General features: G+C 39.1%; 15 protein-coding genes. 4 read left to right on the top strand and 11 right to left on the bottom strand.

The window, feature by feature from the left end; genetic code table 11:
* The first annotated feature begins 38 nt into the window (after positions 1-38).
* Positions 39-707 (top strand): YoaK family protein, encoded by a 669-nt coding sequence (locus tag MR181_RS06700; protein ID WP_242336364.1) that lies wholly within the window; start codon positions 39-41, stop codon positions 705-707.
* 64 nt (positions 708-771) lie between these two features.
* Here the strand turns inward: MR181_RS06700 and MR181_RS06695 are convergent, their stop codons facing one another.
* The 4 genes from MR181_RS06695 to MR181_RS06680 all read right to left on the bottom strand — a co-directional run bounded on the left by MR181_RS06695 (position 772) and on the right by MR181_RS06680 (position 3,974).
* Entirely contained in the window at positions 772-1,485 is a 714-nt protein-coding gene (locus tag MR181_RS06695; protein ID WP_242336361.1) for a Bax inhibitor-1/YccA family protein, read from the bottom strand.
* 80 nt (positions 1,486-1,565) lie between these two features.
* Positions 1,566-2,873: a UDP-N-acetylmuramate--L-alanine ligase gene (gene murC / locus MR181_RS06690; RefSeq protein WP_242336357.1), complete on the bottom strand. Its 1,308-nt coding sequence runs from the start codon at positions 2,871-2,873 to the stop codon at positions 1,566-1,568.
* A gap of 40 nt (positions 2,874-2,913) precedes the next feature.
* Positions 2,914-3,564, bottom strand: a complete 651-nt coding sequence (gene ytpR, locus MR181_RS06685) for a YtpR family tRNA-binding protein (protein ID WP_242336354.1) — start codon at positions 3,562-3,564, stop codon at positions 2,914-2,916.
* Between the two features lie 89 nt (positions 3,565-3,653).
* Positions 3,654-3,974, bottom strand: coding sequence for a thioredoxin family protein (locus MR181_RS06680; RefSeq protein ID WP_191910809.1), 321 nt, complete (start codon positions 3,972-3,974; stop codon positions 3,654-3,656).
* 139 nt (positions 3,975-4,113) lie between these two features.
* On the opposite strand from MR181_RS06680, the gene MR181_RS06675 reads away from it, so the two are divergent.
* Positions 4,114-4,461: a PepSY domain-containing protein gene (locus MR181_RS06675; RefSeq protein WP_191910810.1), complete on the top strand. Its 348-nt coding sequence runs from the start codon at positions 4,114-4,116 to the stop codon at positions 4,459-4,461.
* 83 nt (positions 4,462-4,544) lie between these two features.
* On the opposite strand, the gene MR181_RS06670 is transcribed toward MR181_RS06675, so the two are convergent.
* From MR181_RS06670 to MR181_RS06655, 4 genes are read right to left on the bottom strand one after another with little or no spacing between them, the layout of a single operon-like run.
* Positions 4,545-4,934 carry a HesB/YadR/YfhF family protein gene (locus tag MR181_RS06670; RefSeq protein ID WP_242336351.1) on the bottom strand — a complete coding sequence of 130 codons (390 nt, stop codon included), beginning with the start codon at positions 4,932-4,934 and terminating at the stop codon, positions 4,545-4,547.
* A 10-nt stretch (positions 4,935-4,944) separates the two neighbouring features.
* Positions 4,945-5,601: a tRNA (guanosine(46)-N7)-methyltransferase TrmB gene (gene trmB, locus MR181_RS06665; RefSeq protein WP_242336348.1), complete on the bottom strand. Its 657-nt coding sequence runs from the start codon at positions 5,599-5,601 to the stop codon at positions 4,945-4,947.
* An 8-nt stretch (positions 5,602-5,609) separates the two neighbouring features.
* On the bottom strand, positions 5,610-6,812 hold the full coding sequence (locus tag MR181_RS06660) for an ABC transporter permease (protein WP_242336345.1): 1,203 nt from the start codon (positions 6,810-6,812) through the stop codon (positions 5,610-5,612).
* Positions 6,805-7,542, bottom strand: a complete 738-nt coding sequence (locus MR181_RS06655; RefSeq protein ID WP_242336341.1) for an ABC transporter ATP-binding protein — start codon at positions 7,540-7,542, stop codon at positions 6,805-6,807. Before MR181_RS06655 ends, MR181_RS06660 begins: the two co-directional genes overlap by 8 nt.
* A gap of 126 nt (positions 7,543-7,668) precedes the next feature.
* On the opposite strand from MR181_RS06655, the gene MR181_RS06650 reads away from it, so the two are divergent.
* Both MR181_RS06650 and MR181_RS06645 read left to right on the top strand, forming a co-directional pair.
* Positions 7,669-8,106 (top strand): HIT family protein, encoded by a 438-nt coding sequence (locus MR181_RS06650; RefSeq protein ID WP_242336336.1) that lies wholly within the window; start codon positions 7,669-7,671, stop codon positions 8,104-8,106.
* The gene (locus MR181_RS06645) at positions 8,087-8,311 is read left to right on the top strand and encodes a hypothetical protein (protein WP_242336333.1); all 225 of its coding nucleotides are present in this window, start codon (positions 8,087-8,089) and stop codon (positions 8,309-8,311) included. The genes MR181_RS06650 and MR181_RS06645 overlap by 20 nt, the downstream gene beginning before the upstream one ends.
* Positions 8,312-8,380: 69 nt before the next feature.
* Here MR181_RS06645 and MR181_RS06640 read toward each other — a convergent pair whose 3' ends face one another.
* The 3 genes from MR181_RS06640 to MR181_RS06630 all read right to left on the bottom strand — a co-directional run bounded on the left by MR181_RS06640 (position 8,381) and on the right by MR181_RS06630 (position 13,082).
* Positions 8,381-9,313, bottom strand: coding sequence for a peptidylprolyl isomerase (locus MR181_RS06640; RefSeq protein ID WP_191910817.1), 933 nt, complete (start codon positions 9,311-9,313; stop codon positions 8,381-8,383).
* 105 nt (positions 9,314-9,418) lie between these two features.
* Positions 9,419-11,887, bottom strand: coding sequence for an ATP-binding protein (locus tag MR181_RS06635; protein ID WP_242336330.1), 2,469 nt, complete (start codon positions 11,885-11,887; stop codon positions 9,419-9,421).
* Entirely contained in the window at positions 11,877-13,082 is a 1,206-nt protein-coding gene (locus MR181_RS06630) for a metallophosphoesterase family protein (RefSeq protein ID WP_242336327.1), read from the bottom strand. The genes MR181_RS06635 and MR181_RS06630 overlap by 11 nt, the downstream gene beginning before the upstream one ends.
* Positions 13,083-13,162 lie beyond the last annotated feature (80 nt).

Below are 13,162 nucleotides of genomic sequence, written 5' to 3'. Positions count from 1 at the left end.
ATCGTTAAGGTTTTATCATCAGTTAAAGAAGGGATCTTTTGAACAAATTACTTAATACTCATCACGTTGAAGAGGCACGTCTATTTGCCATCATCATGACTTTTTGTGGCGGCTTTCTTGATGCGTTCACCTATGTTCAATGTGGTCATACGCTTGCTGCAGCACAAACTGGAAATATCGTTTTTCTCGCTGCAGCGTTAGTTAATCATAATGTTATTGGGATTATCGATCGATGTGGCGCAATTGCCCTCTATATTCTCGGGATTATTGTTGCTATTACCTTCCAGGCCCATATCAAATACTGGCGAATCTTCTGCCTTTTCCCAATCTTAATCATTGGTGGATTCGTGGGCAGTATGCCTGAGAACTTTCCTACATATCTTTCAGTCGGTCTGGTTTCCTTTGGCCTTGCTTTACTAAATACCGCTTTCAGTAAAATCGAGGGGCTCGGTTACAGCAGTGTTTTTACTACGGGTAACATTAAAAAGTCAGTCGTTTTCGGCACCGAATATATCTACCACCATCGTCAACAAGATTTAAAAATTGCTATTAACTACTTCATCATCGTTTTAGCATTTACCCTTGGCGCCATTTCATCGGCAATCATTCAGCCCTTCTTCAGGATGAAAACAATTTGGGTTGCAGTCGCCATCATCTTCTTAACTGATATATTTTATTATTATCAAAAAGTCCATGAATCTAATTAGAATCACCATTAAAAAAGGAAGAGGGGGAGAAAAGCTAAACGTTTTCTCACCCTCTTCCCTTTAATTAGTTTCGATCACTCATCCCAAAAATTTGGAGGAGTGAAATGAAGAGGTTAACAAAATCTAAGTACAATTGAAGTGCACCCAAAACTGCTAATCCGGTTACTGAAACTTGATCACCATAGTTAACATAAATCTGCTTCATTTTTTGTGCATCCCAGCCAGTCAGCACAGTAAAAATAATTACTGCGATGAAAGAGAAAATGTAAGCAATCGCTGGACTTTGCAAGAACATATTAATAATGTAAGCAATAATCAAAGCAATCAATGCTGCCATTGCATGTGATCCAAACTTAGTCAAGTCCCGTTTAGTTACGGTCCCGTAAATCGCCATTACAATAAAGATCACTGATGATGAAACAAAAGCCGAAGCAATACTTGCACCAGTATAAACACCGGCAATCAATGCGAACTCAACTCCATAAATGATTGATATCAGCATCAACATTACGAAAGCACCAACAGGATTCCTGGTAGCGCTAAAACTAATTCCCATTGACAAAGCAATTGGCAACAGTAAGACAAGCCAGATCATTGCCGGATGGGCACCAAAGTAACCAAAAACCTCACGACGAAATGTATTCATTGTTAAATAGGCGGAAAATGCAGAAACTAAAATCGCAACCACCATGTTACCGTACATCCGAGTCAAGAACCGATTCAATCCTGCAGAATCAGTAACAACCCGGCGCTCCGGTTGTCCAGAAAAGTTATTCATTTATATCATTCCTTTTAATTTGACTTTCTCTGACCTTTCAAAAATAATAACAAATTTAATTGCGGCCTTCAACCTGCCAACTACTTGTTTAACAGCTCTTTATACTTATCTTCATATTTTTCAATATCTCCAGCACCCATGAAGACAACCACAGCATCATGATAATGAAGAAGCTTTGTCATCGTATCCATATCAATTCCTTCACTATCAGGAATCTTTGCTTCAAGATCTTCACTTGAAACATGCCCAGCTTGTTCACGAATAGAACCAAAGATTGGTGTAACAAAAACCTTATCTGCTTTTCTTAATGATTCTGCAAAGCCATCAATATAAGCGGCTAATCGCGAATAAGTATGTGGTTGGAAAACAGCAATCACTTGGCGATCCGGATATTTCTGCCGAGCAGCATCAATGGTTGCCTTAATTTCACTTGGGTGGTGAGCATAATCATCAATCAGTGTTTCATCGGCAATGTCAGTTTCACTAAACCGTCGCTTAACCCCAGTAAAGTTTGCCAGCTCACGTTTAATATCTGCCATATCGACATGTTCCATATAAGCAACGGCAATTACTGCCAAGCTATTAAGAACACTGTGTTCACCATAAAGATGAATGGTGAATGTTCCTAACTTTTGATCCTTAAAGTAGGCATCATAGGTCGAACCAGCTGGTGTTCGTTGGATATTTTCTGCACGGAAATCGTCTCTTTCATTTGTTCCATAGTAGTATACAGGAACATCAACATCGAGTTTCCGCAGATTATCATCATCACCCCAAGCAAAGATCGCCTTCTTAACTTGCTTTCCGTATGTCTCAAAGGAACTGCGAACATCATCAATATCCTTAAAAAAGTCAGGGTGATCAAAATCAATGTTTGTCATAATGGCATAGTCTGGATGATATGCTAGGAAGTGATCACGGTACTCATCTGCCTCAAATACAAAGAAGCGGTCCTTGGCATTTCCCTTACCAACACCATCACCAATTAAGTAGCTAGTAGGTTCAACACCATCAAGGACATGGGCTAGGAGAGCTGTTGTACTGGTCTTACCATGCGCACCAGCAATTCCAATACTGGTATGACTAGCCACCTCGTTTTCTACCGCTTCAGGATAACTCATAACTGTTAATCCAAGTTCATGGGCCTTCTTTACTTCTGGATGATCTTCACCAAAAGCATTTCCTTGAATAACAATCATTCCTGGCTTTAAGTTAGCTGGATCAAACGGCAAAATCTTAATACCATTCTTCAATAATGGTCCCTGGGTAAAGGTTTCCTTTTCGATGTCTGACCCTAAAACCTGATTCCCCTTATCATGAAGGATTCGGGCAAGTGATGCCATCCCTGTTCCTTTAATTCCAATAAAATAATAAGTTTTCTTATCCATCAGTCTGGTTCCTTTCACAAATAGTTGTTAAATCAGCAGCCTAGTTTTGGGCTGGAAAGTAAGTATCGGCCCGTTTAAAGTCAACCGCTTCACCAGTTTCCTGCCAATCATCAGGGATTATCCATAGCCCTTTCTTATCAGGAGCATTCTTTAACCGAAGCTCACGAAAGCCGCAAAGCATTCCTTCACTTTTAACCCCCATTAATTCACCAGGCCAGATAATTTTACCACTCGGCATCATCGCACCAGGACGCGCTGCAACAACCTTAATATGCTCCTTAACATTAGGAGATCCACACACAATTTGAACCGTCTTGCCATCTTCTACTCGTGTTTGAGTAATTTTAAGGTGATCTGACTTGGGATGATCCTCAATTTTCTCAACATAACCAACTACAAACTTAGGTGTATGATCAGCTGTTAATTCATCAGTAAAACCTGCTTGAATCAGCACTTTATTTAACTTAGCAACTTGTTCATCGCTTAAAAATACTTGTCCCCGTTCATCCTTCAGCTCTGGTAATACTTCACTTACATTAAAGAAGTTATAGCCAAGAAGGCTTCCATCCTTCGCAGCAGTAATTTGTGTAACGTTTTCCTTAGAATTTACAGTCTGGTCAGCCACGTCAGGACCAGTAATAACAACTAAAACATCGCCCATCTCTTGAGGGTTATAACTAGAAATTAACATCAGATTTTCCTTTCTCCATCAAAATAACAATGAAGGGAATCGTGATTAATAATACGCCGACCCCCTCATTCTTTTTACCGTTTACCATTTTACTTCAAATCATTTAAAAAATCTTCTACTTGTTGCTTAGTTTTTCGATCTTTGTTTACAAAACGACCGATTTCTTTGCCATCACTGTAAACAACAAAGCTTGGAATACCAAAAATATTTAATTCAGCAGCAAGGTCAATGTTTTCATCACGATCTACCTCAATGAAGGTGTATTCTGGAAAATCTTGTTCAATTTGTGGCATTGCTGGCTTAATAAAGTGACAGTCGGGACACCACCCAGCATCAAAAAACAGGACGACTTTCCCTTTACCAATCTTTTCTAATAATTGCTCTTCTTGCATTTGCGGTAACTTTTCCATTTTCTTACCTCCACGATAAATTGAAGTAATTATATCATTATGCTATCACATTAGCTCTTAATTAGCTTTTTCTATCCGTTAATGTTAAAATTAACATTATTAATTTTGATACTAACTGACAAAGGAAGCAATTAATTAAATGAATGATTCTAATAATTCACTCAATCCTTGGTTATTACCAGTAACACTCGGTGCATCTGGGGTGGTTGGGTTCCTTGCTGGAAAGTTGTTTGGTCAACGACGGATTTCAGCTGATCAAATTCTCAAAATGATTCGCGATGATTTCAAACGTGAAGGAGAGGTTACCGGTAGTTGGATTAATCAACATCGAATCCCCTATCAACGTTTCGCAGTTAAAACTGAAGCTTACGAAGGCGGCGTTACCCGTTTAGAAGATGATCAGCCAGTTGATTACCAATTCATTGCTGATGCCAAAACAGGGAGTCTTCTTTCATTGAAGCGGGTTGAGCGATCATTAAATAACTAAAAATTTCTATGAATAGAAAGAAAAATATAGGGCTCCAGAATTCGGTATTACCGAGCGTTGGAACCCTATTTTTATATACTTTATTATTCCCAGTAATCTTCAAATTTACTTGAAGCTCCAGTAGTAGCGTCAACATTTTCGCCAATAAAATTATCTGCAGTTACTACTTGCCCGTTTTCTTCCCGTTGAAAGAAGAAGACAGGATACTGCGCATTATTTTGATAGTCGATTAACGTTACTAGTCCCGAAAAGAACCAGCTATCATTAAAATTAATATGATAATTAATTCCATTCTTTTTCTCAATTACCGTTGCACTTGATAGATCCCTTTCTGGGGCAAACCCTTGCCGGGGACCATGATGAACATCTCGTGGTTGAATAGTTTTCCCATAAATTTTAACCCCATCCCCAGGTTTAAGGGCGTAATTATCCTGAAACCATTTACTGGCACTGTTCGTAATAATTAATTTCATTTAATCATCCCTATAGGCTATCTTTTTTCGGCATTGTTGCGGTTAGCTTATAAATTGGCTGTCCCTTTGAAGCAAACTTATGCTCATATTCGGTTTCAACATTATGTTCATTCTCATCACTATTATGAAGATCAAGCCAAAGCCCAGCAAACTTCATTCCAAAATTATTCATACTGACAACGGAAAATTCAAAGAATCCCATATTATCAGTTTTCAGTTCAACTTGTCCTTGTGGCTGCAAAATGAGTTGATACTCACTCAAAAAAGTGTGATAGGTTAATCGCCGTTTTGCATGTCGTTTCTTTGGCCATGGATCTGAAAAGTTTAGGTAAAGCTTCTCAACTTCACCAGGTTCAAAATATTCAGTTAACTCTTCACCTTCACCACAAATCAACTGCAAGTTAGGTAGTTTTTCTGGAAGAGCTTTTTTTAAAGCAATTGCAGCAACAGTCCGCTGAATTTCCAAACCAATAAAGTTAATCTCCGGATGTGCTTTTGCCATCCCGATAATAAATTGCCCCTTTCCCATTCCTACTTCAAGATGAAGGGGCTGTTTCTTGGAAAAGCGCGATTGCCATTTTCCCTTAAACTGTGTTGCATCATCAACCAATAATTCAGGGTGTTCCGCCATTAATGGGTCCGCCCACTTCTTATGTTTTACACGCATAATATTCCTCACTTTGTCATTTTTTTAATTCGACGTTGAAAATAGAATTTAGTTAAAAGATAGCTTTCCACAATTCCTAAAACCAAGTTCAACCCTAACCGTTGCCAGTTAAGATCCCGACCAATGCTTGCGATCACTATTAATAGCATTTCAATGATAATTACCCTATTCAATAACCGCTGAAAGTCCTTAACCCGAACTTCATGGGCAATCGGATAAATATGAGTAAAAACGTTATTCTGGTACTGTTCGTAAAATGGCATTAGCTGGGTAGCAACAAGGTAAATAAACAGCAGAGCAATAACGGTATTTAACCAATTGACCGGAATGAAAAAGACAACTAGCATTCCAACAATCGTTAACCGCATTACTAGTCCACTTACCTCAGTATTTCGCACAAAACCATGCGCATATAAATATGCCCAAGGATGATTATCATTTTCTAGTAATTTAATTAAACCAGCTGCCCATTTCCGTCGCTTAATACGTCCCTGAACACTTGGGACATCAGTGAAGAGGTTAAAGAACCGGTAAATGCTGAACATCCGATCTTGTTCTGCTCGAACAGCTAGTCGCCAATCAATCGCAACACTTCTATAATAAGTAGTCATCGCAATTAGTAAGATTACCGATACCAACAGGCCCCAAATAGGTCCCACAAACCACGTCACCAGCCAAACAATTAATGGGTTTATCCAATATTCAGCAATCGTTCTGCTACGTTGTGCTCCCCAGCGAATACTGATCGCCTTCCTGGCTGTCCAAAGCCACGTCACCTTAACAATCAACGCTGTAATTAAGATTAGGCTAATATCAAGCTCTGTTAATCGCTCTGTCGTTAAAGCAAACGGTAGAGCAATTGCAGAGAGAATAAGCATCATAAGCACGCCTAAAATCATGCTATAGATAGTTGCTTGTTTCAAATAACGGCTAATAGATCTTACCTGGGGAAGAAGAAAGACAGGATCAGGGCGTTTAACCAGCGTTGCCAGCCGCCCAACCTGAGTAATTAACACAAACCAAAGAACTAGCAGCCATCGCGCCCACCAGAGATGGTCATTTAATTGTGGCAGCCACTGTGAATAACCATAAGCCAGTGCACCAAAGAGGAAGAACAAAGCAATGACAAAGTGGTCATTAAATACTAACCGCCAATACTTTAGTAACTCCGTGAAATGCCTTTGCCGACGTTGACTAAATAAATTATTCATTTTGATCATCCCTTGCTAGGCTGAGATAAATATCATCAAGTGACTCATCAGGCTTATCAGCTTTTTTCCGTAATTCGTCCAATGTCCCCCGAGCGCGGACTTTACCGTTAGCTAACAGGACAAAGCGATCACAGTAACGTTGAGCAGTGTCAAGAACGTGAGTTGACATCAAGACAGCTGTACCTGCCTTTTTCCGTTCCTCAATCAATTCTAACAAATCATGAACCGCCAATGGATCAAGTCCATAAAAAGGTTCATCAACAATTAATAATTTGGCATCAGTCATCAGAGCACAGCAAATCATTACTTTCTGCTTCATCCCTTTTGAAAAGTTAGCCGGGAACCAGTCAAGTTTATTATCCAACCGAAACGTTTTTAATAATTTCTGGGCCCTAGACCATGCCTCTGCGTTATTTAATGAGTATGCCTTAATCGTTAACTCAATGTGCTCCCGAAGAGTTAGTTCATCGTACAAAATTGGTGTTTCTGGAACATAAGCAATTTGTTTTTTATAATCGACGGGATCCTGTTGAATATTAACCCCATTTAAAGTAATTTCACCTGAAAATGGTCTTAATAATCCAATGACATGATTAATTGTTGTTGACTTACCAGCACCATTAAGACCAATTAGACCGACCAGCTCACCAGGCTTAACCTGAAAACTAATTCCTTTTAGTACCGGGATTCGGGAATATCCCCCAATCAAATTTTTTATTTCAAGTGCCATTATTTTCCCTCTTTTTATTGACTTATCTAGCGTTGATTATATCATAGGTTACTTATTGACAGCTCTTTTTCGGAACACTTTTGGTATACTTATGGTAACAATATTTTTTCAAAGGAGCGATCACTAATGGATGACTGTATTTTCTGTAAAATAGTAAAGGGTGAAATTCCTAGTTATACGGTATACGAAGATGACGTAGTAAAAGCGTTCCTTGATATTTCTCAAGGAACACCTGGACATACCTTGGTCATCCCCAAGAAGCATGTTCCAGATCTCTTTGCATATGACGAAGAATTAGCTGCCGCCGTTTTCTCCCGCCTGCCAAAAATTGCACGGGCAGTTAAGGCCTCAAGCCCTAAAATTAAGGGCCTTAATGTTTTGAATAATAACGGTAAAGTTGCCTACCAATCTGTTTTCCACTCACACATTCACTTAATTCCTCGTTACTCCGATCAAGACGATTTTAAGATGATTTTTAAGGATAATTCAGGTGAATACAATGACGCTAAATACAAAGAAATTCAAGAGTCAATTAAGCGACAATTTGACAACACCAATAACTAATCATTTTCAAGCAGACTTAGCTAATATTAAGTTTCTTCTCCACTCACTTAAACAACTATCCACAAGTACCCAGAAATTACAGGATGCTGCTAAAGGACTTGAAAAGTACGCTGATGAGGTTGACCGTCTTCATGAGCAATGGCAATTTAAAAGTCAGCCTCATCTTGAAAGAATTCAGCAAATTATTGATAAACTAAAAGAATAGCAAAGGAAGCCCATCGTATTCGGATTTACCGGATACCAAGGACTTCCTTTTATTTTAGCCAGAACAATTTTAGTTATTAGCGAGGGATGAGCCACTATTTGATTTAGTGGTGCTTGCATTACTATTTAAGTAATCATCCATAATATTCTTTAGATCGTTATCTTTAATTGAAACGTTTCCCTTCTTAAGGACGTTTGAAACAACCTTATGTAAGAACTTAGAATCATTCATCTTTTCTTGAACGATTTGTGTCTTCAAGTCATTAATGTGTTGACTCTTCTTCCCCTTTGCCGGGTGTTCAATCATGTAGATCACAACATAGCCGTCATCTGTTTTAACCGGCTCAGTAGTATATTCACCAGTCTTCAACTTAAATGCAGCCTTCTTGTATGCTGAGTCAACTGAAGTTGAAGTATTATCGAATGCTGCTACCTTACCACCAGCATTTTTGGTTGAGGCATCAGTTGACTTAGACTTAACTAACTTCTTAAAGGTCTTGTAAGGATGATCTGAATTATTCAACTGATCAATGATACTTTGAGCATCGTCCTTACTTCCCACAAGGATTTCAGCAGTTTGGACCTTTGGCTCGTACTTCTTCCACTGCTTATCAATTTGTGCATTAGTAATATGGGTATAGCTCCGCACAGCAGCTTCCAAGCAGAGATTAGAACGAATTTGTTGCTTTAACTTTTTCTCAGTCAACCCTTGCTGTTGTAACACCGCACTAAATTGTGAACCATATTGATTCTTGTACGTGTTGTATTGGGCATTAACTTGCTTATCAGAAACCTGCTTCCCGTACTCCTTCTCCAAGACCTTATCCAAGATCATTTGTTGAAGAACTTGCTTCCCGTTAGTGGTGGTTTTCATTTCGTTATAGTACTCTTCCTGAGTAATCTTTCCCCCACTAGTAGTTGCAACGGCCTTACTCCCACAAGCAGCTAATGGCAGGACTAGCGTTGCACAGGCAATCATAGCGATTAACTTCTTAGATTTCAAAAAAACACTTCCTCAATTAAATTTGATTTTCACAAAACTTACCAATCTAATATACCACACTCAAAAAGTGATACCACGACTTGATCCAGAATGTTTAAACGATTTTCAAACTTTATTCTTATTCAGCTGATCGAGATCGACAACGGGTGCCCCCAGCTCCTTAATCTGATCATTAGCGGTAAAGTAAATTACTTGGTTTTCCTCAGCCATCTGGTTCAATAATTTTAACATCCGTCCCCGACGAACATTATCAAAATTAACAAAACCATCATCCACCATAACCGGTAATTTAATCTGGTCATTAATTACCGTAATGAATCCCAAACGGAGAGAAATAAATAATTGTTCTGCTGTTCCAAGCGATAGTTCAGCAACCTGAAAGATTTGCTGGTTATCGTTTAATACACTAATTCCACTATCATCGACGATAATTTTCTGGTAACGATCAGCGGTTAAAATTGCAAAAAAACTTTCTGCTTGCTGAAGAATCTTCGGGTACCGATCTTGAGATGCTAGTTTCAGTGCCCCATTAATCCACCGAATAGCAAGCTGGTCACTTAACCATTGTTTAGCTTCATCCCAAATTACCGTCTGCAGATTTGTTAATTGCTGGTTTAATTTACTAAATGAGCCATCCTGAACTAAGGTATTAATTTTAACATTGATTTGGGCTAATGCAGTTTCAAGCTCCGTTTGTTTTTGTTCATTAGCTGCTAATTTCTGATGAGCAAGAGAAACCTTATTATCAAGCAAATCCTTGCTATCATAGCGGGCTAATTGTTGGCGATCACCAGTTGTTAGCTGCTGACCATAAGCTGAAGCCGTGACCTTCCTAGTTTGGTCAGCTACTTTTTGTGCCTGAAGTTGTTTAAATTCATTATCAGTTTTAATTCCAAGCGACTTATATTCAGTCTCCTTAGCTTGCCGACACTTAGTCAATTGTTGCGTTAATTGGTCAATTTGGCTTTGGATTCGGGTTAGTTCCTGTTCCACACTACTTAATTGTTGTTCCTGATCCTGCATCTCAACAAGCCATCGCTGATAACTATTAATTAATTCATTGAGAGAATTAGCCGCTAACCTAACTGGTAGTTGTTGCTTAATTAATTCTAGCTGGTGTTCAAAACTAGTTTTACGCTTATCTGCTTGCTCTAATTGAGCTTTTAAATCATGGTAACGATGAAGGTCCCCCTGCATCATTAACCATTTACTTGTTGGAAATGCCGCTAAATTATGTTTCTCTCCAAATGACTGAAGCATAGCGTTTCGTTCTGCCGTTAACTTTTTTTTACGTTGTTGCTGCTTAAACCATAATGCTCCTGCACCGCCAAGAGCAATAATTCCGCAAATCCAAACTAGGGGCTGGCGAAGAATCAATCCCAATACAAAAAGGACAATTCCAATTCCAGGAATAAATAGATTTTGGCTATTGCTAATGTGAGAGTTGGTCCTAAGCAGCCCTTCCAGTTCACTCACCGCTCGTTCAGAAAGTGGCTCTGGTAACTTAACACTTCCATAACGTTCCGCTAGCTGCTTAAGTTCGGTATGCCATTGTTCCTGCTGATCAACTGCTTGACTATTTTTTTGAATTTGCAAGGTCAACAACTGATCTTTTAATTGCAGATAATGTGCTTTATGTGATCGATAATCCTTTACTTCAGGATCACCCATTTTTTTGATAACTGCTTGCTGTTCAAGCCGCTGTTGATTAAGTGACTTATATTGAGCGTTAAGTTCCCGCTCCCTACTTTGCAGTTCTTGAATCTTAATAATTTCATCGTCCGTTAACCGCTCTGTAGGGGATTCTTTCTGGTGATTTTGCCACTGTTCGTAAATTGGCCATAGTCGTTGCAGTCGTTCTTCTTTTTCGACCTGATGTTTGAGCTTTGGCTGTTCCTGCTTTAGTTGTTCTAATTCAGATTGTTTTTCAACTTGTTCTTCAACTAAACGGTGGTACTCACTACTCTTTGATTGAGCTTGGTTAACCCGTTCACGAAGTTCATCATATTCTTTCAAATGACGATTTAGACTTAACTTTCGTCCGCGGGGTTTATACAGGGAATCTGCTGCTTTTTCTAGGTGAGCAATTTGCTGGAGCCATTCCTGACTGCCAACTGCTCCTAATCGCTGTAAATGCTGCTCTAATTGTTCCCGGTCCAATTCATCATTTAGAATATTATTTTGGTTAAAGCTGTAGATGGTTTGATAAAGTTCACGATCTAAGGGGCCGAGCAATTTAGCAAGGAAATCCTGTTTTTCCTTTTTCCCCTTTTCATTGGTAATTGTGACTTTCCCACCATTTTTCCCCTTGACACGTTTGATAACATACTGGTGTTGATCAGCAATTACTGTTAAAGAGCCACCATAACGCGAACCATCTTTAGGGATATATTGTTGGTATTTATTTTTCCCTCGACCATCCGCAAATCCAAAAAGGATACTCAGGATAAACGAAGCTAAAGTGGTCTTCCCAGCTTCGTTGGCTCCATAAATTAGCACCGGATTGTTAGAAAAGCTAAAATCCTGATCATGCCATTTTCCGAAGCCATCAATGTGGACCTGTTTAATTTTCATCGTGATCCCCCTCACCTAATTTTTGACTTGCTTCGTAACGTAATTGTTTAACTAGGGAAGGATCTGCAAGTTGATCTGCAATAAAGCCATACTTCGCCAACTTATCAGCCAGATCAATAACGGCGGCTTGACTAAAGACATCCTTAGCAGATTGGTCCCAATATTCCTGGTCTAAATCGGTCATTTTCGGTAAGGCAGTATCTTTTAAGAGATTAAGTTGATATGGCCACCACTGGTAATCGCCCTTTTCACTCAATCTTTCCTGAAGCCGAGCCAAAATTGTCCCATTAGCTAGCAATTTTTTAGTTAAATCATTAACTTGACCTGTTAAATGGATATTAAACGCAATCATCTTAAAACGATCTTCTGTCTTTTCCTTATGAAGAAGCATTTCAATTAATGAATCAGCTGTTTGATCGTGGTTTAATTGAGCATCAATCTCACACCATTCAATTGGCGCAACCGACTTAAACTCTGCCGTTAACTTATCAGCATCACTTTGAACAAGATAATAGCCATGGTGACCATCCTCGTTTTTATGACGTCCCTGCGGATTCCCTGGATAAATAACCAGTGGTTCCTCGTTCAGAACCTGGTGCTTATGAATATGTCCTAATGCCCAATAATCATATTTCTTCTGTAACAGTTCAGAAAGTGTGAAGGGAGCGTAGTGATCCTGATCGGGATTATTTTGTGAGATGGCGCCATGAAGCATCCCAATCTGCCAATCAGCAGTCCCTTTTCCCGGAAATTTACTGGTTTGATCTTCAACTAACCAACGCTTACCGTAACTAAATCCTGTAATTGCTACTATCTGGCCATCAGCAAGCGTTAATGTTTTTGTTTCAACCTGGTTACCAAATACATAAACATTGTTCGGCAATGAATTTAATTGTTCCGTTACTGGCTGATAATCATGATTACCATAACTCAGGTAAACAGGAATTTGTTGTTTTGCTAACCGTCGACACTGGCGGATAAAGAAATCTTCCGCTTCAGCGCTGTGATGATCGCGATCATAAATATCGCCAACAATCAAGACAAAATCAACTTGCTGATTAATTGCATCATCAACAATTCGTTCAAATGCCGTAAATGTTGACTGGTGAACCCGTTGCCAAATTTGGGTTGGCATTTCATCCAGTCCCCGAAACGGGCTATCTAAATGTAAATCTGCAGTATGAATAAACTTCATTTTTTCACCCTTTGAATGGAAAAACGGGAAGAGCACTCAGACACGACTGTCATCATTCTGCTTCCCGTTATCATCTTTAT

Source organism: Limosilactobacillus urinaemulieris (assembly GCF_932750685.1).
GTDB classification, from domain to species: Bacteria; Bacillota; Bacilli; order Lactobacillales; family Lactobacillaceae; genus Limosilactobacillus; species Limosilactobacillus urinaemulieris.
The sequence above is the reverse complement of the archived record's forward strand: the minus strand, read 5'-3'. Positions and strand labels throughout refer to the sequence as shown.

Bases quoted from the DNA above. Each gene is read 5' to 3' on its own strand.
- MR181_RS06660 (WP_242336345.1), bottom strand. From the start codon at position 6,812: ATGAATAATTTATTTAGTCAACGTCGGCAAAGGCATTTCACGGAGTTA.
- MR181_RS06655 (WP_242336341.1), bottom strand. From the start codon at position 7,542: ATGGCACTTGAAATAAAAAATTTGATTGGGGGATATTCCCGAATCCCG.
- trmB (WP_242336348.1), bottom strand. From the start codon at position 5,601: ATGCGTGTAAAACATAAGAAGTGGGCGGACCCATTAATGGCGGAACAC.
- MR181_RS06670 (WP_242336351.1), bottom strand. From the start codon at position 4,934: ATGAAATTAATTATTACGAACAGTGCCAGTAAATGGTTTCAGGATAAT.
- MR181_RS06630 (WP_242336327.1), bottom strand. From the start codon at position 13,082: ATGAAGTTTATTCATACTGCAGATTTACATTTAGATAGCCCGTTTCGG.
- MR181_RS06635 (WP_242336330.1), bottom strand. From the start codon at position 11,887: ATGAAAATTAAACAGGTCCACATTGATGGCTTCGGAAAATGGCATGAT.
- MR181_RS06650 (WP_242336336.1), top strand. From the start codon at position 7,669: ATGGATGACTGTATTTTCTGTAAAATAGTAAAGGGTGAAATTCCTAGT.
- ytpR (WP_242336354.1), bottom strand. From the start codon at position 3,564: ATGTTAATTTCTAGTTATAACCCTCAAGAGATGGGCGATGTTTTAGTT.
- MR181_RS06680 (WP_191910809.1), bottom strand. From the start codon at position 3,974: ATGGAAAAGTTACCGCAAATGCAAGAAGAGCAATTATTAGAAAAGATT.
- murC (WP_242336357.1), bottom strand. From the start codon at position 2,873: ATGGATAAGAAAACTTATTATTTTATTGGAATTAAAGGAACAGGGATG.
- MR181_RS06695 (WP_242336361.1), bottom strand. From the start codon at position 1,485: ATGAATAACTTTTCTGGACAACCGGAGCGCCGGGTTGTTACTGATTCT.
- MR181_RS06675 (WP_191910810.1), top strand. From the start codon at position 4,114: ATGAATGATTCTAATAATTCACTCAATCCTTGGTTATTACCAGTAACA.